The sequence below is a fragment of the Streptomyces sp. NPDC087901 genome (genome assembly GCF_044742205.1).
In the GTDB taxonomy this organism is placed as follows: domain Bacteria; phylum Actinomycetota; class Actinomycetes; order Streptomycetales; family Streptomycetaceae; genus Streptomyces.
Genome location: NZ_JBIUUC010000002.1, coordinates 731,125 through 755,079 on the forward strand (window position 1 = coordinate 731,125; position 23,955 = coordinate 755,079).

General features: G+C 71.1%; 19 protein-coding genes and 1 pseudogene. 10 read left to right on the forward strand and 10 right to left on the reverse strand.

Going from position 1 to position 23,955, the window contains the following annotated elements; translation table 11 throughout:
* Positions 1 to 37 precede the first annotated feature (37 nt).
* Together ACIOEW_RS08675 and ACIOEW_RS08680 are read left to right on the forward strand one after the other, a co-directional pair.
* Positions 38 to 2,743: a M4 family metallopeptidase gene (locus tag ACIOEW_RS08675; RefSeq protein ID WP_401962613.1), complete on the forward strand. Its 2,706-nt coding sequence runs from the start codon at positions 38 to 40 to the stop codon at positions 2,741 to 2,743.
* Positions 2,744 to 2,890: 147 nt separating this feature from the next.
* Positions 2,891 to 3,523 (forward strand): TetR/AcrR family transcriptional regulator, encoded by a 633-nt coding sequence (locus ACIOEW_RS08680; protein WP_401962616.1) that lies wholly within the window; start codon positions 2,891 to 2,893, stop codon positions 3,521 to 3,523.
* Here the strand turns inward: ACIOEW_RS08680 and ACIOEW_RS08685 are convergent.
* A complete protein-coding gene (locus ACIOEW_RS08685; protein ID WP_401962618.1) occupies positions 3,441 to 4,415 on the reverse strand; it encodes an oxygenase MpaB family protein in 975 nt (324 codons plus the stop codon). The two genes, ACIOEW_RS08680 and ACIOEW_RS08685, sit on opposite strands and share 83 nt — an antisense overlap.
* 340 nt (positions 4,416 to 4,755) lie before the next feature.
* Here ACIOEW_RS08685 and ACIOEW_RS08690 point away from each other — a divergent pair, with 340 nt between their 5' ends.
* Complete coding sequence (locus tag ACIOEW_RS08690) at positions 4,756 to 5,637, forward strand: oxygenase MpaB family protein (RefSeq protein WP_401962621.1); 882 nt, start codon at positions 4,756 to 4,758, stop codon at positions 5,635 to 5,637.
* 125 nt (positions 5,638 to 5,762) lie between these two features.
* Here ACIOEW_RS08690 and ACIOEW_RS08695 read toward each other — a convergent pair whose 3' ends face one another.
* Complete coding sequence (locus ACIOEW_RS08695) at positions 5,763 to 6,806, reverse strand: LacI family DNA-binding transcriptional regulator (RefSeq protein WP_401962624.1); 1,044 nt, start codon at positions 6,804 to 6,806, stop codon at positions 5,763 to 5,765.
* 382 nt (positions 6,807 to 7,188) lie between these two features.
* On the opposite strand from ACIOEW_RS08695, the gene ACIOEW_RS08700 reads away from it, so the two are divergent.
* On the forward strand, positions 7,189 to 8,544 hold the full coding sequence (locus tag ACIOEW_RS08700; protein WP_401962626.1) for a M14 family metallocarboxypeptidase: 1,356 nt from the start codon (positions 7,189 to 7,191) through the stop codon (positions 8,542 to 8,544).
* Positions 8,545 to 8,618: 74 nt separating this feature from the next.
* The gene (locus tag ACIOEW_RS08705; protein ID WP_362541749.1) at positions 8,619 to 10,364 is read left to right on the forward strand and encodes a BCCT family transporter; all 1,746 of its coding nucleotides are present in this window, start codon (positions 8,619 to 8,621) and stop codon (positions 10,362 to 10,364) included.
* Positions 10,365 to 10,456: 92 nt separating this feature from the next.
* On the opposite strand, the pseudogene ACIOEW_RS08710 reads toward ACIOEW_RS08705, so the two are convergent.
* Positions 10,457 to 10,643: pseudogene (locus ACIOEW_RS08710) on the reverse strand (amino acid oxidase); the annotation flags it as partial.
* 135 nt (positions 10,644 to 10,778) lie between these two features.
* On the opposite strand from ACIOEW_RS08710, the gene ACIOEW_RS08715 reads away from it, so the two are divergent.
* Positions 10,779 to 12,416 carry an ABC-F family ATP-binding cassette domain-containing protein gene (locus ACIOEW_RS08715; protein WP_401962630.1) on the forward strand — a complete coding sequence of 546 codons (1,638 nt, stop codon included), beginning with the start codon at positions 10,779 to 10,781 and terminating at the stop codon, positions 12,414 to 12,416.
* Positions 12,417 to 12,691: 275 nt separating this feature from the next.
* On the opposite strand, the gene ACIOEW_RS08720 is transcribed toward ACIOEW_RS08715, so the two are convergent.
* Together ACIOEW_RS08720 and ACIOEW_RS08725 are read right to left on the reverse strand one after the other, a co-directional pair.
* On the reverse strand, positions 12,692 to 15,157 hold the full coding sequence (locus tag ACIOEW_RS08720; RefSeq protein ID WP_401962633.1) for a Tex family protein: 2,466 nt from the start codon (positions 15,155 to 15,157) through the stop codon (positions 12,692 to 12,694).
* Positions 15,158 to 15,311: 154 nt separating this feature from the next.
* Positions 15,312 to 16,169 (reverse strand): hypothetical protein, encoded by an 858-nt coding sequence (locus ACIOEW_RS08725; protein ID WP_401962636.1) that lies wholly within the window; start codon positions 16,167 to 16,169, stop codon positions 15,312 to 15,314.
* A gap of 134 nt (positions 16,170 to 16,303) precedes the next feature.
* On the opposite strand from ACIOEW_RS08725, the gene ACIOEW_RS08730 reads away from it, so the two are divergent.
* Complete coding sequence (locus ACIOEW_RS08730) at positions 16,304 to 17,296, forward strand: GlxA family transcriptional regulator (RefSeq protein WP_401962639.1); 993 nt, start codon at positions 16,304 to 16,306, stop codon at positions 17,294 to 17,296.
* Positions 17,297 to 17,317: 21 nt separating this feature from the next.
* Positions 17,318 to 17,953 (forward strand): DJ-1/PfpI family protein, encoded by a 636-nt coding sequence (locus tag ACIOEW_RS08735; RefSeq protein WP_362541734.1) that lies wholly within the window; start codon positions 17,318 to 17,320, stop codon positions 17,951 to 17,953.
* Here ACIOEW_RS08735 and ACIOEW_RS08740 read toward each other — a convergent pair.
* Positions 17,940 to 18,722 (reverse strand): enoyl-CoA hydratase/isomerase family protein, encoded by a 783-nt coding sequence (locus tag ACIOEW_RS08740; RefSeq protein WP_401962642.1) that lies wholly within the window; start codon positions 18,720 to 18,722, stop codon positions 17,940 to 17,942. The two genes, ACIOEW_RS08735 and ACIOEW_RS08740, sit on opposite strands and share 14 nt — an antisense overlap.
* An 80-nt stretch (positions 18,723 to 18,802) precedes the next feature.
* On the opposite strand from ACIOEW_RS08740, the gene ACIOEW_RS08745 reads away from it, so the two are divergent.
* Together ACIOEW_RS08745 and ACIOEW_RS08750 are read left to right on the forward strand one after the other, a co-directional pair.
* Positions 18,803 to 19,426 (forward strand): HdeD family acid-resistance protein, encoded by a 624-nt coding sequence (locus ACIOEW_RS08745; protein WP_401962644.1) that lies wholly within the window; start codon positions 18,803 to 18,805, stop codon positions 19,424 to 19,426.
* Between the two features lie 134 nt (positions 19,427 to 19,560).
* Complete coding sequence (locus ACIOEW_RS08750) at positions 19,561 to 20,016, forward strand: ATP-binding protein (protein ID WP_362541725.1); 456 nt, start codon at positions 19,561 to 19,563, stop codon at positions 20,014 to 20,016.
* Positions 20,017 to 20,040: 24 nt separating this feature from the next.
* Here ACIOEW_RS08750 and idi read toward each other — a convergent pair whose 3' ends face one another.
* The 4 genes from idi to galE all read right to left on the reverse strand — a co-directional run bounded on the left by idi (position 20,041) and on the right by galE (position 23,692).
* Complete coding sequence (idi, locus tag ACIOEW_RS08755; protein WP_401962646.1) at positions 20,041 to 20,634, reverse strand: isopentenyl-diphosphate Delta-isomerase; 594 nt, start codon at positions 20,632 to 20,634, stop codon at positions 20,041 to 20,043.
* Positions 20,635 to 20,782: 148 nt separating this feature from the next.
* Positions 20,783 to 21,370 carry a GNAT family N-acetyltransferase gene (locus ACIOEW_RS08760; protein WP_401962648.1) on the reverse strand — a complete coding sequence of 196 codons (588 nt, stop codon included), beginning with the start codon at positions 21,368 to 21,370 and terminating at the stop codon, positions 20,783 to 20,785.
* A 229-nt stretch (positions 21,371 to 21,599) separates the two neighbouring features.
* Positions 21,600 to 22,541, reverse strand: a complete 942-nt coding sequence (locus ACIOEW_RS08765; RefSeq protein WP_401962650.1) for a cation diffusion facilitator family transporter — start codon at positions 22,539 to 22,541, stop codon at positions 21,600 to 21,602.
* A 167-nt stretch (positions 22,542 to 22,708) separates the two neighbouring features.
* On the reverse strand, positions 22,709 to 23,692 hold the full coding sequence (galE, locus tag ACIOEW_RS08770; protein WP_401962652.1) for a UDP-glucose 4-epimerase GalE: 984 nt from the start codon (positions 23,690 to 23,692) through the stop codon (positions 22,709 to 22,711).
* Between the last annotated feature and the right edge of the window lie 263 nt (positions 23,693 to 23,955).

The window sequence follows — 23,955 nt, forward strand, 5'->3', positions numbered from 1 at the left end:
CGACGGCTCAGGCGCAGGTGTGCGATGGGGAGGTCCTGTGAGACGAACGAGCGTGTTGCGGATACTGGCGACCGGGGTGGTCGCCGCCGCCACCGGTGCGGCGCTGCTGGCCGCGCCGGCCTGGGCGGACGACACCGCCACGGCGCCCGCCGCGGCGCCCGCCACGGACCCGGTAGGTGTCGCCCCCGCGATGACCCAGGGCCTGGACACCGCCGCCCGGCAGGGCACCCCGGCCGAGGCGGCCCGGGCCCACCTGAAGGCTCACCAGGACACGTACAAGGTCCCGGTCTCCGACCTGAGCACGGTGAAGACCACCAAGGACGGCAAGCAGTCCTCGGTGCGCTTCCAGCAGAAGCACGACGGTGTCCCGGTGTTCGGCGCCGAGTACGCGGTACAGACGCAGGCGGCCGACGGCGGCCAGCAGATCACCTCCGCCACCGGCACGCTCTACACCGACCTCACGGTCTCCACCACGCCCACGGTGAGCGAAGCCACCGCGAAGCAGCGGATGTTCACGCTCGACGGCCGCCTGTCCGGTGTACAGGGCGCGAAGACCGAGGCACACGGCCTGTCCGTGCTCCCCGACGCCCAGGGCGGCAGGCTCGCCTGGCACTTCACCGTCACCGGCGGCAAGGCGAACGGCAGCCCGGTGCGCCAGGAGGTGTACGTCGACGCCCGCGTGGGCGGCATCGCACTCTCGTACAACAACATCGACGCCGCTGACGCGTCGCCCGCGGAGGGGACGGGCGTACGCGCCGACGGCGGCGAGGCGAAGCTGAACGTCAACAAGGAGGCGGACGGCTCGTACACGCTCGTCGACTCGACGCGCGCCATGTACGCGCAGACCGGCGGCCAGATCCGTACGTACGACGCGCAGCGCAAGGACTACACCCTCGTCGCCGGCGGTCCGGTCACCGAGGACATTCCGCTGGGCACGTCGGCGAGCGACCGGTTCGACGGCGCGAACACGACGTCGGGCGCGGTGGACGCGCACCTGAACGCCGCGAAGGTCTACGAGTACTACAAGGACCAGATCGGCCGCGACGGCGTCGACGGCAAGGGCGGCACGATCTACTCCGTCGTCAACGTCGCCTCGAACGGCAAGGACTACGCCAACGCCTTCTGGGACGGCTCCAAGATGGTCTACGGCCACATGAGCGGCGTACCGCTGTCCGTCGGCCTGGACGTCGTCGGCCACGAGATGACGCACGGAGTCACCGAGCACTCCGCCGGTCTCGTCTACCTCAACCAGTCGGGCGCGCTCAACGAGGCGATATCCGACTACTTCGGCAACGCCATGGAGACCGCCGACAAGGGCATCGCCATGAGCGAACCCACGTCCGGCCTCATCGGTGAGTACCTCTGCAACGGCACCAAGCCGCTGGCGGAGTGCGCCCTGCGCGACCTGAACGACGGCCGCAACGCGCAGACGGACTACGACCCCATCACGCTCGACTTCGACAACGGCGGAGTGCACCACAACTCCACCATCGTCGGCGGCGCACTGTGGGACATGCGCAAGAACCTCGACAGCAAGCTCGCCGACCAGATCGTCTACCGGTCCGCGCAGAACTACCTCACCCCGCTGTCCGGCTTCACCGACATGCGCAACGCGGTCCTCCTCTCCGCGAAGTCCCTGCACGTCTCCGCGCAGGACCTCGCCGTGATCACCAAGGCCTTCGACGACCACGGCATCGAGAACGGCTGGGAGCAGAAGGGCGGCACGCACGACGGCACCACCATCGGCGCAGGCGTCCTGCCCGCCTACGAGGTTTACGGCGGGTCCATCGACGAGCAGGCCGCGCAGATCAACGGGGACGTCTACGCGATCAGTCACGGCGACGCCATCGCCTGGGACCAGGGCAGCGCCGCCTTCGGGATCACCGTGGGCCGCTTCGACAAGAAGCCGAAGCACGAGTTGGCACAGAAGGACGCCTACCTGCTCGACCCGTCCCTGGACGACGACCGCATAGCCTTCACCCGCATCGCCGCCGACGGCATCGGCATCTACGGGTCCGGTGACAAGGGCCAGGGCGCGATCAAGAAGCTGGTCGACAGCGCGGACGCGGACGAGACCGAGCCGGTGACCGACAACGGCGCGCTCGCCTACATCAGCACCACCGCCGACGGCGAGCAGGACGTCATGCTCCGTACGCCAGACGGCAGCACGGTCAACGTGACCCCCGAGGCCGGAACCAAGGCGGCCCGCCTTGCGATGAAGCACGGCCGGATCGCCTGGGCCGGCGGCGACGGCACGTGGGTGTACGTCTACGACATCGCGAAGGGCACCACGCAGACCAAGCGGATCACAGGCTTCCTCCTCGACCGGGTCTCGGACATCCAGATCACCTCGGAGCGTGTGTTCTGGCGTGAGGCCGGTGGTTTCCTGATCCCGAGCACGAAGTTCGTGTCGGCGCCGCTGGAGGATCTGTCCACGGCGGCGAAGCTGACCTACCCGAAGAGCACGTACGTCGCCCAGTTCTCGGTCAACGACGAGTACTTCGCGTACTCCACGTACGACGTCTGGGGCGCACTCGGCGCCTGGAACGGACCCGGCAAGGTGCAGGTCGCCAAGACCGCCGACGTGGTCGCCGGACTCAACCAGTTCAGCCGCGTCTCCTGCTCCTCCGGCGCCCAGCTGGCACCGTCCCTCGGTGACGGCCAGCGCATCGCCTGGCTGGACACGAGCGCCGCGGACACCGACGTGGTGACCCGCGAGACGTTCGCCGGGACCTGCGAGTAGTCCCGGCCGACACCGCACCACCAGCAGGGCGCCCGCCGGACTCCGGCGGGCGCCCTGCCCGTGCTGTTACAGGAATACGGTGTGGGTCACTCTGTATCGACTCCGCCTTCTATGGTGGGGTGGAACCGGTGGAACGGGGGAGGGCCCATGAGGGCACGGAGCACCGACGAGACACGGCTGGCCGTGGCGCTCCGCGCGACGCCGCCCTCCGATGCGCTGAGCGAGCAGATCCTGGACGCCGCGCGCGAGCAGTTCATGACCTTCGGGCTGCGCCGCTCCACCGTCGACGACGTCGCCAAGCGCGCCAGGGTCTCGCGGGTGACCGTGTACCGGCGGATCGGCAACAAGGACAGCCTCGTCTCCGCCTGTCTGCTGCGCGAGTACCACCGCTTCCTGGTGGAGGTGGACGATGCGGTGGCCGCGCTGCCGACGACGGAGGACCGGCTCGTCGAGGGCTTCGTCGCGGTTCTCCGGCACATCCGCGAGCATCCGCTCATCGGTGGTCTGCTGAGGCTGGAGCCCGAGACGATGCTGCCGTTCCTGACGCTGGAGAGCGCGCCGGCCTTCCTCGCCATCCGCGCGTACCTGGCCGACCGGCTGCGCGAGGCCCGGCGCGCGGAAGGGCGGCCGTCGACGGACCCGACCCCGGTCGCCGAACTGATGGTGCGGATCACCGTCTCCTTCCTCCTCAATCCCGTCAGCTGTTTCGAGCTCGACGACGACGATCAGGTGAGGAAGTTCGCCCACTGCTATCTGGTGCCGCTGCTGTCGGCCGGCTAGGGCCGTCGGCGGCTCCCTCCGTCTCGTCGGGCAAGGGTTCCAGGGGGCGGTTGCGGGCCCAGTGCGGCCCGAGGTCGTCGAGCCGCCAGCCGAAGGGGTACGAACGGGGCTGCGGGCGCGAGGGGAACCGGCGCGGCCGGGCCGGCAGCCGGCGTACGCACCGCGCACGCAGGCGCAGGGCGGCCGAAGCGGAGGCCTGCGCCCACCTCGGCTGCGGCCGGAAGCCCAGCGCCGTCAGCAGCGGCTCGTCGAGCAGTGCGAGCGAGAATCTCGCCACCAGGGGCCGTAACGGACGCGGATACCAGCTGGCCATGACGCGGAAGGAGGCATTCGCGACCCGCCGGTTGGCCGGGTCGTACGCGAACATCCGCTCCTCGTAGGAGTCGAGGAGCCGCTCGAACCCCTCGTACGTGTCGGGGGCGTCCTCGATTCCCATGACCGCCGCCGTCTTGCGGCCCGCCTCCACCAGCGCCTGGACCTCCTGGGCGCACAGGGGGCGCCAGCCGAACCGGTCGATCCAGCGCTTCGGCCCCACGACCGTGGTCGCCAGCACGTAGAGGAAGTCGTCGTTCGGGATGCTGTACTTCCCGTGGATCCGGTTCAGATGACGCGCGGCCGCCCGTCCGCGCTCCGAGTCGAAGCCCTCGGCGGCCATCTCGTACCCGATCAGCACCGTGTCGTCGTACCGCTTCTGCCCGGCCCGTTCGAACTCCTGGGTCCGGTCGAGGAGCACGGAGATCCGGGGGACGCCGTAGTCCCGGAGGAAGGCGACGCTCACCCCCTGGCGGTAGTCCCAGGGGAACTCGTACTGGGAGATCAGCAGAAGGATCTCGGCGTAGTCGCGCGCCGGATCCATCCGGCGTATCTCGTGCAGGCGGCTGTATCGGCCCATGATGCGCTCTCCTGTCCGCGTGCCGACTCCCTGCGGGACCGCTGTTGCGGGTTGTCGCTGCCTGACGGATCAACTCACCTGTGCTGCAAGGAATATGAGGGACCATCCGGTCAGGGAGTCAAAGTTACAAATACTATCGACTTGTTTCACGAGTCCCGTCAACACTGCCGCCGACATCGCCGCCGGGGCCGTCGACGACCGTGCCTGGGACCAGCCTGCGACAGGTCCGCGGCAGGCTGGTCGGGAGCCGGGTGCGCACGACTCGCGATGCGCTCGCATACTGGATCACGCAGGGGGCCGGGCGCCGATCCGTGTGCCCGTCGACCGTCGGGAGCACCGAATGAACAGCGAGACAGCCAGGGGCGCCGATCCCGTACCGCCGCCGCCCGGCGGAGTGCTGTGGAGCCTGTCCGGTGACGTCCGGGCCCTGCTGATGCTGCCGGCGGCCCTCACCCTTCAGGTCGCCCACCCCGCGGTAGGTGCGGGCGTCGACGAACACTCCGTCTTCCGTACGGACCCCTGGGGGCGCGGGGAACGTTCCCTGAGTTCGCTCCAACTCTGGGTGTACGGGGGTGAGGAGGCCGCCGAGGAGGGGCGCAGGCTCCGCCGGCTGCACCGCACCATCCAGGGCACCGACACCCGCGGCCGTCCGTACCACGCACTGTCACCGGAGAACTACGCATGGGTGCACGCGACCGGCTTCCCGGTGTACCGGCACGGGGCTCAGTACCTCATCCGCCCGCTCGGCCGGGAGCAGGAGCGGGCGCTGTACCGGGAGTGGCTCCAGGTGGGCCGGGTGCTCGGGATCCACGACCGGGACATGCCGCAGACGATCGAGGAGTTCTGGCCCTACTACCGCGGCATGCTCGCCGACGAGATCGAACGGACCGTCGTCGTCGAGGAGCTCGTCGCCACCGGCACCCCGGTGCCGCCCCCGGACCGGGGCCCCCTGGTGCTCCGGCTGCTGCTGCGGGTCCTGTGGCCGGTGCTGCTGCCGCCGCTGGCCCGGTTCCGCAGCTTCATCACCGTCGGGCTCATGCCGCCGGACGCGCGCGAGGCGCTCGGCCTGGAGTGGACGGACGCGCAGGAGCGCAGGCTGCGGCGGTTCTGCGCCGTGGTGCGGGTGGTGGTGCCGGTGCTGCCGGAACGGCTGCGGTATCTGCCGCGAGCCCGGCGCGCACGGGCGGCCCACCGGGAAGCGCGGCGGCGCGGAGCCCGCTGACCACGCTCACCGGCGATCGTGCGGCGCCGTTGCGCGAGGCGTCACCGTGCGGCGCCGTCACGTCGAGGCGTCACTGAGCGGCGCCGTCACGTCGAGGCGTCACCGTGTGTGCGCCGATCCGGTGATCACGCCGAGGCGCGCCGGATCAGCTCGGTCGGCGTGATCACCGAATCGGCACCGGTGGTTCCGTCGTCGAGCCGTTCCATCAGGAGCCGGACCATCAACCTGCCCATGCCCACCACATCCTGACGGACCGTCGTCAGAGGAGGATCGGTGGCTTCGGCGACCGATTCCATGTCGTCGAACCCGACCAGGGCCACGTCCTGCGGTACCCGGCGGCCGTGTTCGCGCAGTACCCGCAGGGCGCCCGAGGCCATCAGGTCGTTGGCGGCGAAGACGGCGTCCAGGTCCGGCCGTCGCTCCAGCAACTGTGCCATCGCTTGGGCGCCGCCCTCGGCGGTGAAGTCACCGTCCACGACCAGGGCGGGATCGCCGTCGGGCAGCACGTCGGCGTAGCCGTCGATCCGGTCGAGCGCCGATGTCTGGTCGCGTGGGCCCGCGATGTGCGCGATGTTCCGGCGGCCGAGCGACACCAGGCGGCGGACGGCCTCGCGGGCGCCGCCACGGTTGTCGCAGTCCACGTAGGGGACCGCGAGTTCGGAGGCTGCGCCCGGCCGTCCCGGGCGGCCGCCGTAGACGGTCGGCACCCGGAACTTCCGGATGACCGCGGGCAGCTCGTCGTCGGTGTGCAGCGAGAAGGCGAGCACCCCGTCGACATGGCCGCCGGCCAGATAGCGGGTGACCCGCTCGAAGTCCCCGCTGCCCTCCACCAGGAGCAGGACCAGCTGGGCGTCGTACACGCTGAGTTCACGACTGATGCCGCGGATGTGCTGGGAGAAGAAGGGGTCGGAGAAGATCCGGACCTCGGGTTCGTCGATGATCACGGCGACCGCCCCGTTGCGCCGGGTCACCAGGGTCCGCGCGGCGTGGTTCGGTATGTAGCCGAGCTCCTCGACCGCCTTGCGGACCTGGTCCACGAGCGGCTGCCGCACCCCCGCACCGCCGTTCACCACCCGGGAGGCGGTCGCCCGGGAGACTCCGGCACGGGCCGCCACCGCCTCCAGCGTGGGACGCGCTTCGTGAGGGGCATCGGGGGTCGGACCGGGCAAGAGACGCTCCTCGGAGGCACGGAATGAGGCAGCGAGCGGCCGGGCCCGGCCACTCAGCGCGAACCTCGTCAGCCTAAGGGCTGTCACCGCCTGCCCGCGGCCGGGCATCATCGCGGCCGCGGCCGCGTGGCCGGGTACTCCGGCGGACCCCGCGGATGTGCCGGACACGGAACCCCGAGCAGGAGTCCGCCGAGGTCTGTCGCGCGGGCCCCGTCCGAGGTACCTTCCGCCCATGCCGATACGTGTGCCGGGCGCCCGCCGCGGTACGTCCGCGGCTCCGTCCGCAGGCGGTCCGAGGGGTGCGGGAGGCAGCGGCCGATGACGCCCCGCCCGGCGAACGGCTCCGGCCGATGACGCCCCGTTCGGACAAAGGTTCCAACCGGTGACGCCTCCCTTCGGCGAGCGGCCACGGCCGACGACCGCCCCCGGGCCGCGCGCTTCCGGCAGCCGCTCCGGCCGCCACCGCGTACGCAGCCTCGCCCTGGCGGCCGTCGCCGCCGCACTCGCCGTCCCACTGGTCACCGCGCCCTCCGACGCGGCGCACGCCTTGCCCCGTACGGGCTTCGAGGCCACCGACGGGGCCCGGTGGACCGGTGCGGAAGAGGAGAGGTCGCTGCTCGACGCCGTCGACCGCCACAGCGACCGGGTCTCCGTGGACCGGATCGGCACGACGCGACAGGGGCGACCCCTGCGCCTCGTCCGGATCGGCGGCGGCCGTACCCCGGCGCTCACCGTGCTGCTGGTGTGCAGCCAGCACGGCGACGAACCCGCGGGCCGCGAGGCGTGCCTGACGGCGATCCGCGACCTCGCGTACGCCACGGACCGGGCGACCCGCGCCTTTCTCTCCCGTACCGAGATCCTCGTCCTGCCCACCGCCAACCCCGACGGCCTGTCCGCCGGCACCCGCGGCAACGCCGACGGTCTGGACATCAACCGCGATCACCTGGCACTGCGGACCGCCGAGGCCCGCGCCCTCGCCGCGGTCATCAGGGACCGCGCGCCCGATGTGATCGAGGACCTCCACGAGTACGGTGCGACCCCGCCCTACTACGACAAGGACCTCTACGTCCTCTGGCCCCGGACCCTCAACGCCGACGACCGGGTGCACGACGAATCCGAGCGCCTGGCCGAACGCCACGTACGCCCGGCCGCCCTGGACGCCGGATTCAGCAGCGGCCGCTACGGCATATGGACCGACCCCGTGACCGACAGCCCGCTCAAACAGGCCGCGGGCGACGGACAGGAGCGCATCCTGCGCAACGCGGCGGCCGTCAAGCACGCGATCGGTCTTCTCGTCGAATCCCGCGCGGACGCGCTCTCCGAGGCCGAAAGGGCCGATCCGGCGCTGGGGCAACGCCGCCGCGTACAGTCCCAACGTGCGGCACTCAAGGCCGTGTTCGCCTACGCCGACGAGGAGCGCGACCGCATCCGCGCCGCCACCGCCCGGTCGCGCGCGGCCGGGTTCGCCGACCGTGGGCCGGTGTATCTCGGGGGAGCGGACAACGAGACGGCGGAGCCCGGTGAGATCCTCGCCGACCCGCCCTGCGGCTACCGGCTCACGGCGGACCAATACGCCGACGTGCGGGACGAACTGGCCCTGCACGGCGTGACGTCCCGGCCCGACGGCGGCGGTGTGTACGTGCCCCTGCGGCAGCCGGCCCGGAAGATGATCCCGCTCCTCCTGGACCGGCGGGCCACATATCACCTCACAAACGGTCAACCCGATACCGCTTGTTGATCCCGGGAGATGCACACCGTGTGTGGTAATGCCTACGGAGAGCGAAATTCCAGCTTCCGTGAAAGGTGCCATTCGTGTCGCAGGACGATCAGAGAACGGGCGACAGGGGGGATCTGTCGGTGACGGCGGATCTGCCCGGCGATCCGACCCAGGGCCGGCGCCCCACGACCGACCGGGTGGTGTTCGGCGTCACCGCGGCCCTTACGCTCGCCTTCGTGGTCTGGGGGGCCACCGCCACCGACTCCCTGGAGGACGTGTCCGACACGTTGCTCAACGGTCTCCTCCACAACGGTGGTTGGGCCTTCATGCTGGCCGCCTCCGGGTTCGTGGTCTTCGCCCTCTGGCTCGCCATCAGCCGGTACGGAAAGATCACCCTCGGCCAGGAGGGCGAGGAGCCGGAATTCAGGACCGTGTCCTGGGTCGCGATGATGTTCAGCGCCGGTATGGGCATCGGTCTGATGTTCTACGGGGTCAGCGAGCCCCTGGCGCACTTCACCGACCCGCCGCCCGGCACCCACCCCGCGGACGCCGCCGAGGCCCTGCAGACGGCGATGGCCACCACCCTCTTCCACTGGACGCTGCACCCCTGGGCGATCTACGCGGTCGTCGGGCTGGCCATCGCGTACAGCACCTTCCGGCGGCGCAGGCGGCAGACGATCAGCGCGGTCTTCGAACCGCTCATCGGCGCCCGCCACGCCCACGGCGGTTTCGGCCGCCTGATCGACATCCTCGCCATCTTCGCCACGCTCTTCGGCTCGGCCGCCTCGCTGGGCCTGGGCGCTCTCCAGATCGGCAGCGGATTCCAGGAGCTGAACTGGCAGGAGAAGACGGGCACCGGGTTGCTGGTCCTGATCATCGCCGTGCTGACCGTCGCCTTCGTCGCCTCGGCGATCTCCGGCGTGGAGAAGGGCATTCAATGGCTGTCCAACATCAACATGGTGCTCGCCCTGATCCTCGCCGTCTTCGTGTTCATCGCGGGCCCCACGATCATCGTGCTGGATCTGCTGCCCACCTCGCTCGGCGCCTATCTCGGTGATCTGCCGCAGCTCATCGGACGTACCGAGGCGACCGGCGAGGGCAAAGTGGCCACGTGGCTGGGCAGCTGGACCGTCTTCTACTGGGCCTGGTGGATCTCCTGGACGCCCTTCGTCGGTATGTTCATCGCCCGGATCAGCCGGGGCCGGACGATCCGCCAGTTCATCGGAGGCGTCATCCTGGTGCCCAGCACCGTGAGCCTGGTCTGGTTCGCGATCTTCGGCGGAACCGCGATCAAGCTTCAGGAGGCGGGCAGGCTCAGCGGGGCGGACACCCCGGAGGCCCAGCTCTTCGGCGTACTGGACCAGTTCCCGATCGCCACCGTGATGAGCGTGCTGGTGATGGTTCTGGTCGGCATCTTCTTCGTCTCGGGCGCGGACGCCGCCTCCATCGTGATGGGCACCCTCTCCCAGAAGGGCATCCTCGAACCGGCCAAGTGGGTCGTCATCTTCTGGGGCGTCGTCACCGGCGCCGTGGCGGCGATCATGCTGCTCATCGGGAACGGCAAGGGCAATGCGCTGGAGGGTCTGCAGAACCTGACCATTCTGGTGGCCGCGCCCTTCACCATCGTGATGATCGGCATGTGCGTGGCGCTGATGCGGGACCTGCGCGAGGATCCGCTCATCGTGCGCCGCGAGTTCGGCGTGGAAGCCGTCGAGTCCGCGGTCATCGAGGGGCACGCCAAGTACGACGGCGACTTCGAGATCCGGATCGGCCCCGGCGGCAGTCAGGTCACCACGGAGCGCCACGACAAGCCCGGCGACTCGACGCCCGCGGGCGACTGATCCGTGTCACGCGTGGCATACGGCGGCTCAGTCCGGTGGCTCGACGTCCGCGGGCGACTGATCCGTGTCCTGCGCGGCACACCGGCGGCTCGGCCCACCGGCTGGGCCGCCACCTCCGCCGCCCCCGGGGCCACCGTCACGGCAGCGGCCCCGTGCCCGTATGTGGTGCATCAGGCGCCCGCCTCCGGGCACTGACTCGGCCTCGATCCGCACCCCTGCGTCCCGGGCCGGCAGCAGTCCCACCCGGTGCCCGATGACCCGAGCCCGGGCGGTCTCCGGGAGCGGAACCGGGCGTTCAGGTCCGGCACCCGCCCAGCGGGCCCCCCGGAGCCGGGCCGGGGCACCCCCTGAGCACGCCAGGACCGGCCTGGCCGTTCAGGGAGGTCCTGGCGGCCGATTAGGATCGGGACCCTGATGACTGCCACTCTCGTCGCCAAGGACCTCGCCGCCGGACACGGCGACCGCACTCTCTTCGCCGAGCTCGACCTCGTGGTCGCGCCCGGTGACGTGATCGGTCTCGTCGGAGTCAACGGCGCCGGTAAATCGTCGCTGCTCCGGCTGCTCGCCGGTCTCGACCAGCCGGAGGAGGGCGAGCTGCGGCTCTCCCCGCCCACCGCCACGGTCGGCCACCTGCCGCAGGAGCCGGAGCGCCGCCCCGACGAGACCGTGCGCGAGTTCCTGGCCCGCCGCACGGGCGTCGCCGACGCCCAGGCCACGATGGACACCGCCACGCAGGCCCTCGTCGACGGGGCGCCCGGATCCGATGACGCGTACTCCGAGTCGCTGGAGCGCTGGCTCGCTCTGGGTGGCGCAGACCTGGACGAGCGGGCCGAGGAGGTCGCCGCGGACCTGGGCCTCACCGTCGGACTCGACCTGCCGATGACCGCACTCTCCGGCGGCCAGGCCGCCCGCGCCGGGCTTGCCTCGCTCCTGCTCTCCCGCTATGACATCTTCCTGCTCGACGAGCCCACCAATGACCTCGACCTGGACGGTCTGGAACGGCTGGAGCGGTACGTCTCCGGGCTGCGCGCCGGCACGGTCGTCATCAGCCACGACCGCGAGTTCCTGATGCGCACGGTCACCAAGGTCCTTGAGCTCGACCTCGCCCAGCAGCAGATCAACCTGTACGGCGGCGGCTACGCGGCCTACCTGGAGGAGCGCGAGCGGGCCCGCAGGCACGCCCGCGAGGAGTTCGAGGAGTACGCGGACAAGCGCTCGTCGCTCGAAGGCCGCGCCCTGATGCAGCGCTCCTGGATGGACAAGGGCGTCAGGAACGCCCGCCGCAAGGCCGGCGACTCGGACAAGATGGCCCGCAAGTTCCGCAGTGAGTCGAGCGAGAAGCAGGCTGCGAAGGCCCGGCAGACCCAGCGCATGATCGAACGCCTCGATGTCGTGGACGAGCCGCGCAAGGAGTGGGAGCTGCGGATGGAGATCGCCTCCGCTCCCCGTTCCGGCTCCGTCGTGGCCACCTTGCGCGAGGCTGAGGTCGTCCTCGGTGACTTCGCGTTCGGACCGGCCTCGCTCCAGATCGACTGGGCGGACCGGGTCGCCATCACCGGCGCCAACGGAGCGGGCAAGTCGACTCTCCTCGCAGCCCTTCTGGGCCGCCTCCCGCTGGACTCGGGGCACGCGAGCCTGGGCTCGGGCGTGGTCGTCGGCGAGGTCGACCAGGCACGGAAGCTTTTCCACGGCTCGGAATCCCTCCTGGAGGCGTTCTGCGCGGCCGTCCCCGACACGGAACCCGCCGAGGTCCGTACGCTGCTCGCCAAGTTCGGCCTGCGCGCCGACCATGTGATGCGCCCCGCGACCACGCTCTCCCCGGGCGAACGGACCCGGGCGGCGCTCGCCCTCCTCCAGGGCCGCGGCGTCAACCTCCTGGTGCTGGACGAGCCCACGAACCACCTGGACCTGCCGGCGATCGAACAGCTGGAGTCCGCGCTCGACTCCTACACGGGGACACTGCTCCTGGTCACGCACGACCGCCGGATGCTGGAGGCGGTACGCACTACGCGCCGCGTCGAGGTGGTGGCGGGCCGGCTTACGGAGAGCTGAAACCGGGGCGGCTCGGCCCCTCCGGTGTTCCCGGGCGCGGCCCTTCGGTGCGCCTGCCAGCCGCTCCCAGCGTCCTCCCAGTGCCTCCCTGGGAGGACGCTCAGCGCTTCCCGGCGCACCTCTCAGAGCTCCCCGCGTACCTCAACAGCCCCTCCGGCGTTTGAGGAGCGGGGTCCGGGGCGGAGCCCCGGTTACGGGAAGGGGCGGGGAGGGGAACAGGCCCGCCGCAGGCGTCCCGCTCCGCATCCCCACCCCCGGCCCCACCCCGCCAGGCGCTACCGCTTCTTGCCGCCCTGCTTGGGATCCAGCAGCCCCGCTCGCCGCAGCGCGTCGGCCATCGCCCCGTTCGCCGGCGCCGCGGCCGGAGCCTGACGAGCGCCGCCGCCACCGTTGCCGCCGCCACCGCGCCGGTCACGCCCCTGGCCGCCGGCCTGACCGCCACCCGCGCCCGATCCGCCAGGGCCCGGGCCCTGGCCCTGCCGCTGCCGCGGCGGACGCCCGCCGCGCTCACCGGCCGAGCCGCGTTCGCCACTGGCTCCGGCCGCGGAACCGGCCCCGGAACCGGCACCCGCCTCGTCGTCCAGCCGCAGGGTCAACGAGATCCGCTTCCGCGGGATGTCGACCTCCATCACCTTCACCCTGACGATGTCCCCCGGCTTCACGACATCGCGGGGGTCCTTCACGAACGTCCTCGACATCGCCGAGACATGCACCAGGCCGTCCTGATGCACCCCGACGTCCACGAACGCGCCGAACGCCGCGACGTTCGTCACGACGCCTTCCAGCACCATTCCGGAGGCCAGGTCGCCGATCTTCTCGACGCCCTCCTTGAAGGTGGCCGTCTTGAAGGCCGGACGCGGGTCGCGCCCCGGCTTCTCCAGCTCCCTGATGATGTCGGTGACGGTCGGCAGCCCGAACTTCTCGTCCACGAAGTCGTCGGCCCGGATGGACCGCAGCACGGCCGTGTTGCCGACCAGTGAGGCGACGTCACTCCCCGTCCGCTTCACCATCGCACGGACCACCGGGTACGCCTCCGGGTGCACGCTGGACGCGTCCAGCGGGTCGTCACCCCGGATCCGCAGGAAGCCCGCGCACTGCTCGTACGCCTTCGGGCCCAGCCGGGCCACGTCCTTGAGGCCCTTGCGGGAGCGGAACGGGCCGTTGGCGTCGCGGTGCGCCACGATGTTCTCCGCGAGCCCCGAGCCGATGCCGGAGACCCGTGAAAGCAGCCGTGCCGAAGCGGTGTTGACGTCGACACCGACCCCGTTCACACAGTCCTCGACGACCGCGTCCAGCGACCTCGACAGCTTCACCTCGGACAGGTCGTGCTGGTACTGCCCGACCCCGATGGACTTCGGGTCGATCTTCACCAGTTCCGCGAGCGGGTCCTGGAGGCGGCGGGCGATGGACACGGCGCCGCGCAACGAGACGTCCATGTCCGGGAGTTCCTGAGAGGCGAAGGCGGAGGCCGAGTACACGGACGCGCCGGCCTCCGACACCATCACCTTGGTGAGCTTCAACTCCGGGTGCTTGTCGCACAGTTCACCGGCGAGCTTGTCCGTCTCGCGCGACGCCGTGCCGTTGCCGATCGCGATCAGGTCGACGTCGTGCGCCTTCGCCAGCTGCTCCAGCTTGACGAGCGACTGGTCCCACTTGTTGGCCGGGACGTGCGGGTAGATGACATCGGTCGCGACGACCTTGCCGGTCGCGTCGACGACGGCGACCTTCACTCCCGTACGGAAGCCGGGGTCGAGCCCCAGCGTGGCCCGCGTCCCGGCCGGCGCGGCGAGCAGCAGATCGCGCAGGTTGGACGCGAAGACGCGTACCGCCTCGTCCTCCGCCGCGGTGCGCAGCCGCAGCCGCAGATCGATCCCGAGGTGGACGAGAATCCGGGTGCGCCAGGCCCAGCGCACGGTGTCGCCCAGCCACTTGTCGCCGGGGCGCCCGCGGTCGTTCACCCCGAAGCGGCGGGCCACCATGTTCTCGTAACCGGACGGGCCGGGCGTCTCGGACGGCTCCTCCGGCTCCAGGACCAGGTCGAGGACATCCTCCTTCTCGCCCCGGAGCATCGCCAGCACCCGGTGCGAGGGCAGCGCGGTGAACGGCTCGGTGAAGTCGAAGTAGTCCGCGAACTTGGCGCCGGCCTCCTCCTTGCCGTCCCGCACCCTGGCCGTCAGCCGCCCGCGCGACCACATCCGCTCCCGCAGGTCACCGATCAGGTCGGCGTCCTCCGAGAAGCGCTCGGTGAGGATGGCGCGGGCCCCCTCCAGGGCCGCAGCGGCGTCCGCGACCCCCTTGTCCGCGTCGACGAAGGCCGCGGCCGCGGCGAGCGGGTCCGTCGACGGGTCGTCGAGCAGCCCGGAGGCGAGCGGTTCCAGACCGGCCTCCCGGGCGATCTGGGCCTTGGTCCGCCGCTTCGGCTTGAACGGCAGATAGATGTCCTCAAGGCGCGCCTTCGTGTCGGCCGCCCGGATCTGCGCCTCCAGCGCCTCGTCGAGCTTGCCCTGCTCCCGTACGGATTCGAGGATCGCCGCACGGCGCTCCTCCAGCTCCCGCAGATAGCGCAACCGCTCCTCGAGCGTGCGCAGCTGCGCATCGTCGAGCATCTCGGTCGCTTCCTTGCGGTAGCGCGCGATGAACGGCACGGTCGATCCGCCGTCGAGCAGCTCGACGGCCGCCTTCACCTGTCGCTCGCGTACGCCGAGCTCCTCGGCGATCCTGCCTTCGATGGACGTCGTCACGGTTCTACCGACTCGCCTTCTCCTGCTGGCTGTGCTGGTCGGGCCCGGGGCCGGCCGTGCGGGCCGGCCCGGAGCCACTCGTCTGCATTGTGCCGGGTGGCCGGGCGCCGTGTCGCCCGACCACCCCAGTTACCGGCCGCCGGTTTCCGGCAGGTCAGCCGGTCGCATCCGACGGGAACGCACCGGCGGCCAGCGCCGTGCCGAGGAATCCGCGGCCCAGCTCGGTCAGCCGGGCCACCCCTGCCCCGCCGAGGTGCTCGTACGGGGCCACGTCCATCCGGTCCGTCGCCTCCTCGATCCCGGCCCGCAGCGCGGTGCCGTCCTCCGTCAACTCACCCTCGGCGGTGAGCAGTCCGCGCTCGCGCAGCCGCTCGGACGCTGCCTCCCAGTCGGTGCGCCGCCAGCCGCGGGTGGCCAGGATCCAGCGTGGTGCCATGCCCTTGCCGGTGGCGGTGTGGCTGACGAGCGCCTCCAGCGGGTCGAGGCCGGCGGCGAGCAGCGTGACGAGGTGCGCGTCGCCGCGGTGCTCGCGCAGCAGGGTCGCGGCGTGCCAGTAGGCCAGGTGCGGCTCCTCCGGCACCGGAAGATCGGCGTGCGCCGCGTAGAGCGGCCGGGCGTGTCGTGTGCAGCCCTCCGTGGCGCGCAGGGCCAGCTGCGCGGCCTCGGCCAGCTCGGGTGAGGCGATGGCCTCCTCGCCGAGCAGCCGGCGCAGCGTCGAGTCGGCGGCACGCAGCCGCGCCGCAAGGACCGCCTCGGGGGAGGCGATGTCCCAGACGGCGGGCACGTGCCTGGCCACGAGCTCGTGGTTGAAGTTGTAGAACGTGGCGGTGACCGTACCCGGACCGGCCGCGCCCAGAGCGGCCGCGCGCGCGGCGAAGTAGGCGGCGGAAGGGTCGTCGATCCCGATCCCGCCGAGCTCCTCACCGAGGTCGGGGGAGAAGTAGAGCGCGGAGTGCAGCGGGTTGAGGGCGTTGTGACAGCGGCGGCCGGCGCGGGGCGGGAGAGTACTCATATCTTCACGTTACCGACTGGTCGGTACGGCCCGGAAGGCCGGGTGGCCCGTGACATGCGCCGCATCCGGGCATGGCAGGAAAGGTGGGGATCTCGTCATTGCGGCCAGCCGCGGGGCCGCCCAGGATGGCTGACATGAAGCAGCGATCCGTACTCGTCGTCCTCTTCGACGGGCTCCAGAGCCTCGATGTGACCGGCCCCCTGGAGGTCTTCGCCGGCGCCTCGCGGTTCCCGGAGGTCTCGTACGAGCTGCGCACCGCCTCCCTGAACGGCGCGCCGGTGCGTTCGTCCTGCGGTCTGACGCTGGTCCCCGACTGCAGCCTCGCCGACGCCGGAACGCCCCACACGCTTCTCGTCCCCGGCGGCCAGGGCACCAGGGACCCCGACCCCGCCCTCGTCGACTGGCTGCGCGTACACGGCCCGTCTCCCGAACGGCTCGTCTCCGTCTGCACCGGCGCCCTGCTCCTCGCCGCGGCCGGACAGCTGGACGGGCACCGGGTGACCACTCACTGGAACGTATGCGACCACCTGGCCCGCACCCACCCGGCCGTCGAGGTCGATCCCGAGCCGATCTTCGTACGTGACGGCCGTCTCGCCACCTCCGCCGGGGTCACCGCGGGCATCGACCTCGCGCTCGCCCTCGTCGAGGAGGACCACGGCCGGGACGTGGCACTCACGGTGGCCCGGCACCTGGTGGTCTTTCTGCGCAGACCCGGGAACCAGTCCCAGTTCAGTGCCCAGCTCACCGCCCAGACGGCCCGTCGCGAGCCTCTGCGCGAGGTCCAGCACTGGATCACCGAACACCCGGGCGAGGACCTCTCCGTGGACGCCCTCGCCGCCCGCGCCCGGCTCTCCCCGCGTCACTTCGCCCGCGCGTTCCAGACCGAGACCGGGATGACGCCCGGCCGGTACGTCGACCGCGTCCGCCTCGAACAGGCCCGCCGGCTCCTGGAGGACACCACCGACGGCGTCGCGGGGATCTCGCGCGCCAGCGGATACGGCACGCCCGAGGCGATGCGCCGGGCGTTCGTCAAGGCCCTGGGCGTGGCACCCGCCGAATACCGGCGGCGCTTCAGCTCCCACCCGGCGGGCGAGGCCCCCGACATCACCGAGCACCTCACTCACTGACCGAAAGGCAGGCAGTCACCCATGCAGATCGCCATCCTCCTCTTCGACCGCTTCACGGCGCTGGACGCCGTCGGACCGTACGAGATCCTGTCCCGCGCGCCCGGTGCCGAGACCGTCTTCGTAGCCGAGTCGGCCGGTGCGGTCCGCAACGACAGCGGCAGCCTGACGCTGGTCGCCGACCGGGCACTGGACGAAGTCCCGGCCCCCGACCTGGTGATCGTCCCCGGTGGCCCGGGGCAGAGCGCTCAGATGGACAACGAGACTCTGCTCGGCTGGCTGCGCCGGGCCGACGCGACCAGCACGTGGACGACCTCCGTCTGCACCGGTTCGCTGCTGCTCGCGGCCGCCGGGCTCCTGGACGGGCGGCGCGCCACGTCGCACTGGCTGGCCCTCGAACAGCTGAAGGAGTACGGCGCCGAACCGACCGGCGAACGCGTGGTCACCGACGGCAAGTACGTCACCGCCGCAGGCGTCTCGTCGGGCATCGACATGGGTCTCACCCTGCTCGGCCGGATCGCCGGTGACGAGTACGCCCAGGCCGTGCAGCTGCTCACGGAGTACGACCCGCAGCCGCCGTACGACGCGGGATCTCCCGCGAAGGCCCCGGCCGCGCTCGTTGAGGAGTGGCGCGGGAAGAGCCGCTTCATCCTTCAGTAGCAGAAGCGCCCTGTTCCTCGTCCGGCCAGCTGAAGCGCGGCGAACGTCGCTCCAGGAATGCGGCGACACCCTCCGCGGTGTCGCCGCTGCGGCGTGCCTGTTCCGCCCAGTGGGCGTCCCGGTCCACACGCCCTGCGGCGAACTCCTTGGCTGCCGCCTGGGTCAGCCGGGAACGGGACAGCAGGGTCCTCACGTAGGCGTCCACCCGCTTGCCCAGCTCACCGACGGGCAGCACCTCGTCCACGAGACCTGTACGCAGTGCCCGGTCCGTTCCGATGAGTTCGCCGGAGAACAGCAGGTGCTTGGCCGTCGCGGGGCCGGTCAGCGCGACCAGTCGGCGGGTCGACGACGCGGCGTAGACGACCCCGAGCCTGGCCGGAGTGATGCCGAACGACGCGCCCTCCTCCGCGAACCGCAGATCACAGGCGGCCGCCAGCTGGCTGCCCCCGCCCACGCAGAAACCGCGCACCGCGGCGAGCGTCGGGCGGGGGAAGGCGGCCAGTGCCTCCTCGGCGGCCACGGCGAGTCCCTGCGGGGCGCCCGAGGGGTCGCGGAGCGAGGAGATGTCCGCGCCCGCGCAGAAGGTGTCACCGGCGCCGGTCAGCACCAGGGCGCGCACCGACGGGTCGGCGGCCAGCCCTTGGAGCAGCACGGGCAGGGACTGCCACATCGTGGTCGTCATCGCGTTGCGCTTGGCGGGGTTGCTGATGACGACGGTGGCGACGCCGTCCGCGACGGTGTGCTCCAGCCGGGGTTCCGTTCGGTCCATACGCCGGATGCTATCCATGCCGTTCGAACCTATGATCAAGAAGGGGTCGCGAAGCAGGCACGCACCCCGAGGAGCTTCTGGTGGCCGATCCCGTGAAAGAGGGCAGAAAGCTCAACCGCAGTTTCAGCGGTCTGGCCCTGCTCGGTATTCTGCTCGTCGTCGCCGGCCTGGTCGGTCTCGTGTACACGGGCGTCGCGACGCTCACCTCGATGATCCTCTTCGGCTGGCTGCTGCTGATCGGCGGCCTGGTCGGGCTGCTCCACGCGATCCAGTCGCGCGGCACCAGCTACTTCTGGCTGGGCGTGGTCGTCGCGGCGCTGAACATCGCCGCCGGAGTCGTCGTCATCCGTCACCCCCACGGCACAGCCGAGGCGCTGACCATGTTCGCCGCGCTGCTCTTCCTGACGGGCGGCGTGTTCCGCCTCGTGGGCAGCGTCGTGGTGCGGGGGCCGCAGTTCGGCTGGACGCTGCTGCAGGGCGCGTTCGGGCTGCTGCTCGGGCTGCTGGTCCTCTTCGACTGGCCGCACAGCAGCCTCTACGTACTCGGATGCTTCTTCTCGCTCGCCCTGCTCTTCGACGGGCTCGGGCTCATCGCGGTCGGTGTCGGGGGCCGCCGGATCGTGTCGATGGTCTCGGATCAGATGGCGCCCGGCAACGACATGGGCGGGCTGTCGGAGGAAGGTCAGAAGCGGTCAGAAAGCTGACGTACCCGCACCGATTCGGTCAAGTTCCGTCGATTGGGGTCGACTTCTGTTCAGTGGTACGGACCGAACCGACTACGCCCCGCACCCTGTACTCGACGTGCAGTCACCACCGAGTGGAGAGCGGGTACCGGACAATGGAGAGCCGCGGGAGTGTCCCCGCCCGGCCCGTGTCGTACGAGGGGGTCTGGCGGTTCACCGCCCCGGCCACGGACGTCTCCGTACCCCAGGCCCGGCACGCCGTACGCGATCTGCTGGAACGCCAGGGCGTCCCTCTCGACGACGACATCGCCCAGGGTCTGCTGCTCATCGTCTCCGAGCTGGCGACCAACGCCGTGAAGCATGCCGCGCTGCTCTCGCCGGAGCTCGCGGTCGAGGTCGCCGTGGGCGCCGACTGGATCAGGGTGTCCGTCGAGGACAACCACCCCTACCGGCCGACGGCGCTGGAGACGGACTACGCCCAGACCGGCGGGCGAGGCCTGCTGCTGGTCCGTGAGATCACCCGGGAAGCGGGCGGGACCTGCGACGTGGAGCACACCGCAGGCGGCGGAAAGGTCATCTGGGCGGCGCTGCCGCTCAGTGTGCGCCTGTGACCCCTCCGCGCCGGCGGTCCGCGCCTACCAGCCGGCGGCTGGTCCGGTCAGCTCCCGGATCGCGGGACGGGCGGCGTCCAGCACGGTCATGAACCAGGCGGAGAAGGGGGCCTGGGCATGCCGCTCGGTCAGCTCCCCGGCCGTCACGAACACCGTCTCGCCCACCTCTTCCGGATCCGGGCGCAACTGCTCCTGGGCCATGCCCACGAAGAGGTGGTTGAACTCCTGCTCGACCAGACCCGACGCGGGATCCGGGTGGTTGTAACGCACCGTGCCCGCCTCGGCCAGCAGCGAGGGCGAGATGCCCAGCTCCTCGTAGGTCCGCCGGGCGGCGGCGGCGAAGGGCGCCTCGCCCGGATAGGGGTGGCCGCAGCAGGTGTTGGACCAGACACCGGGGGAGTGGTACTTGCCGAGTGCGCGGCGCTGGAGCAGTAGCCGGCCCTGCTCGTCGAAGAGGAACACGGAGAACGCCCGGTGCAGTTGGCCGGGTGCCTGGTGGGCGGCGAGCTTCTCCGCCGTGCCGATGGTGGTGCCGTTCTCGTCGACCAGTTCGAGCATGATCGCTTCTGCTGCGCCGTTCGACGAGCTGTTCGCCGCGGTGGCTGGTGTGGTCGGCATACCCATCCTTCGCTATGGTCCCGGCCCCGTGCGCCGGTCCCGTCGAGTCTGCTCAAGTCTGCCGTACAAAAGCGGCTTGTCCGCACTTCAGGTCCTGGCATGTCCGGCCCCACGGCACCGCCCGGGCGCGGCGGGGCCGGACGGTGCATCAGACCCCGAACGCGGCCGGATACTCAATCGTGCCCTGCGGAACCGGCACGGAATCATCGAGGACCAGGGCCATCATCGCCTCGTCCGGCACCTCGAAGCCCGCCCGGATTCCGTACCGCGACGCGGGCACGAAACCGAACCTCGGGTAGTACTCGGGATGGCCGAGGACCAGGACCAGTGGCTCCCCGCGCCGTCGTGCGGCATCGAGCAGGGCCCGCACCACGGCCTGCCCGGCGCCCTTGCGCTGACAGGCCGGGACGGCGGCCACCGGGGCCAGCGCCAGTGCCGGTACGCCCTCGACCAGGCAGCGGGTCAGCAGGGCGCAGGCGGCGAGGGAGCCGTCGGCGGCCTCGGCGACGTACGACAGTCCGGGCAGCCAGGCCGACGGGTCCTCGCGCAGGGCGTCGACCAGATCGGCCTCCGCCTCCGTCGGGAACGCGGCGGAATTGACCGCGTGCACGGCGGCGGTGTCGGCGGCTGTCTCGGGGCGGACCGTCCAGCGGTCGACGGGGCCCGGATGCTCCGGACCGTGGTCGGACGGAGAGGGAGCCGCGATGTCATCGGGGGAGTGCTTGTCGTCGGTCAACGTGGGAAACCCTTGAGTGAGCGGGCTCCGGCCGACGGGCCGACTCGGTACGAGCCGGGGTGTCAGCCGAGAGACCTGGAGTGGGAGCGGGGCCGGTGGGTGCGCCGAGCGGGCGCCTTCGCGGCGGTCATCAGCCCCAGCTCCTCTCTCGTACACGGGATTTCTCGCGGCCGGAGGTTCGTACACCGCTCCGGAAACCCTACACCTCGGGCTCGTCCGGCCTCCCGGGTCAGTGGCAGAGCCTCGCCTCGTGCTCGGCGTGGCCGCTCGGCTCCAGCTGGAACGTGCAGTGCTCGACGTCGAAGTGGTCGCCGAGGCAGCCCTGCAGTTCGTGGAGGAGCTTCTCGTGCCCGATCGAGTCGAGGAACTCCTGGTGCACCACCACGTGGGCGGAGAGCACCGGCATCCCCGAGGTGATCGTCCAGGCGTGCAGGTCGTGGACGTCCAGCACCCCGGGCAGGGCCGTGATGTGGTCGCGCACCTCGTCCATGTCGACCCCCGGGGGCGCCGACTCCAGCAGCACGTTCAATGTCTCGCGGAGCAGCTTCACCGTGCGCGGGACGATCATGAGACCGATGACCAGCGAGGCGACCGGGTCCGCGGCCTGCCAGCCGGTCGCCAGGATGATCCCCGCCGAGACCAGCACGGTGACCGAGCCCAGGGCGTCCGCGAGCACCTCCAGGTAGGCGCCGCGCACATTGAGGCTGTCCTTCTGCCCGCGCACGAGCAACGACAGCGACACCATGTTCGCGACCAGGCCGACCAGGGCGAAGGCGATCGTCAGCCCACCCCGCGTATCGGCCGGGGTGATGAAACGCTCCACCGCCTCGTAGAGCAGATAGCCGCCCACCCCCAGCAGCAGGACACAGTTGGCCAGCGCCGCGAGGATCTCGGCACGGGCGTAGCCGAAGGTCCGGTTGGGCCCGGCCGGCTTGTTGGCGAAATGGATGGCCAGCAGCGCCATGCCCAGCCCCAGGGCGTCGGTAGCCATGTGGGCCGCGTCGGCGATCAGTGCGAGGGAGCCCGACAGGGCACCTCCGACGACCTCCATGACCGCCACGGCGAGCGTGATGCCCAGCGCGATCCTCAGCCGGCCCTTGTACGCGGCGGCTGCCGTGCCGGTGGGCGCGGGCCCTCCGTGCGCATGTCCGTGATCGTGCCCTGCCCCCATGGGGACGCCTCCCGGTCGTCTGCGGGCCCGGACGTGAGCGGCCCGGACACTGTCAGTGAACTACGGGCGGGGGGTATCGGGCAACACGGCACTGAACACCGTTGTCAAATGCTCTGACCTGCGGAAATGGTCGCAGGTCAGAGCGGTGGAGCCACCCGTCCGGCCAGCTAGGACGCGGGGGTCTCGGGATGGTGCAGCAGCCAGCCCTGCCAGGCCGACCCGACCATCTCCCGCACTCCGCGCCGAGCCGTCCAGCCCAGCTCGCCGGACATCCGTTCGCACGAGGCGACCGCTTGCGCAGCGTCCCCGGCCCGGCGCGGCTCGATCTCCGGCTTCAGCTCATGGCCGGTGATCTCCGCGACCAGATCGGCGAGCTCGCGCACGGAGACGCCCTCGCCTCGGCCGATGTTCACGGTCAGGTCCCCGGGACCGTCCTGCGAGGCCAGCCGCCGGGCAACGGCCAGGTGCGCGTCGGCCAGGTCGGCCACGTGGATGTAGTCGCGGATGCAGGTGCCGTCGGGTGTGGGGTAGTCGTCACCGAAGATCCGCGGAGCCTCGCCGCGCGTCAGCCGGTCGAAGAACATCGGGATCACGTTGAAGACGCCCGTGTCCGACAGGTGCGGCTCGGCGGCGCCCGCCACGTTGAAGTAGCGCAGGCAGCCCGTGGACAGTCCGTGCGCCTGCCCGGCCGCCCGCACCAGCCACTCGCCGGCGAGCTTGGTCTCACCGTACGGATTGATCGGGAGGCAGGGAGCTTCCTCGGTGATGAACTCCACGTCCGGAACGCCGTAGACCGCGGCCGACGACGAGAACAGGAAGCGCCGCACCCCGGCGGCCACGACGGCCTCCAGGAGGACGGTCAGCCCGCCGATGTTCTCCCGGTAGTACAAGAGCGGCTTCTCGACGGATTCGCCGACCTGCTTCCTCGCCGCGAGGTGGACCACACCGGTCACCTCGTGCTCCGCGAGCACCCGGTCGAGCAGCGCGCGGTCGGTCGCCGAGCCCCGGATCAGTGGGACGTCGTCAGGCAACCGGTCCGGGTTGCCCGCCGAGAGGTCGTCGACCACGACCACCCGCTCCCCGGCGCTCCTCATCGCCCGCACCACGTGTGCCCCGATGTATCCAGCTCCGCCTGTGATCAGCCATGTCATGCCGGTCAGACTAAGGCCGGCCGGCACATGGGGGCAGCGGTGCGTGTCCGACCCCGCGCCGCCGCCCTCATGCGGCGGCCGGTACGGGACCGACCGGCGAAGGGTTGTCGCGCACCCGCGTTTTGTCAGGCGAGGCGGCGATCGACGATGATGATCGCGGACGGGCCCGCATGATGCCGGTCCACGCGGAACGGAGCCCGAACGGGCAGTGAAATCCTGCTTCCGTTCATCCGATAGCCTCTGCCGACATGCCGCCGGCCGCA

Bases quoted from the DNA above. Each gene is read 5' to 3' on its own strand.
- ACIOEW_RS08735 (WP_362541734.1), top strand. From the start codon at position 17,318: ATGCAGATCGCCATCCTCCTCTTCGACCGCTTCACGGCGCTGGACGCC.
- ACIOEW_RS08685 (WP_401962618.1), bottom strand. From the start codon at position 4,415: ATGGGCCGATACAGCCGCCTGCACGAGATACGCCGGATGGATCCGGCG.
- idi (WP_401962646.1), bottom strand. From the start codon at position 20,634: ATGCCGACCACACCAGCCACCGCGGCGAACAGCTCGTCGAACGGCGCA.
- ACIOEW_RS08715 (WP_401962630.1), top strand. From the start codon at position 10,779: ATGACTGCCACTCTCGTCGCCAAGGACCTCGCCGCCGGACACGGCGAC.
- ACIOEW_RS08690 (WP_401962621.1), top strand. From the start codon at position 4,756: ATGAACAGCGAGACAGCCAGGGGCGCCGATCCCGTACCGCCGCCGCCC.
- ACIOEW_RS08740 (WP_401962642.1), bottom strand. From the start codon at position 18,722: ATGGACCGAACGGAACCCCGGCTGGAGCACACCGTCGCGGACGGCGTC.
- ACIOEW_RS08725 (WP_401962636.1), bottom strand. From the start codon at position 16,169: ATGAGTACTCTCCCGCCCCGCGCCGGCCGCCGCTGTCACAACGCCCTC.
- galE (WP_401962652.1), bottom strand. From the start codon at position 23,692: ATGACATGGCTGATCACAGGCGGAGCTGGATACATCGGGGCACACGTG.
- ACIOEW_RS08680 (WP_401962616.1), top strand. From the start codon at position 2,891: ATGAGGGCACGGAGCACCGACGAGACACGGCTGGCCGTGGCGCTCCGC.
- ACIOEW_RS08765 (WP_401962650.1), bottom strand. From the start codon at position 22,541: ATGGGGGCAGGGCACGATCACGGACATGCGCACGGAGGGCCCGCGCCC.
- ACIOEW_RS08750 (WP_362541725.1), top strand. From the start codon at position 19,561: ATGGAGAGCCGCGGGAGTGTCCCCGCCCGGCCCGTGTCGTACGAGGGG.
- ACIOEW_RS08730 (WP_401962639.1), top strand. From the start codon at position 16,304: ATGAAGCAGCGATCCGTACTCGTCGTCCTCTTCGACGGGCTCCAGAGC.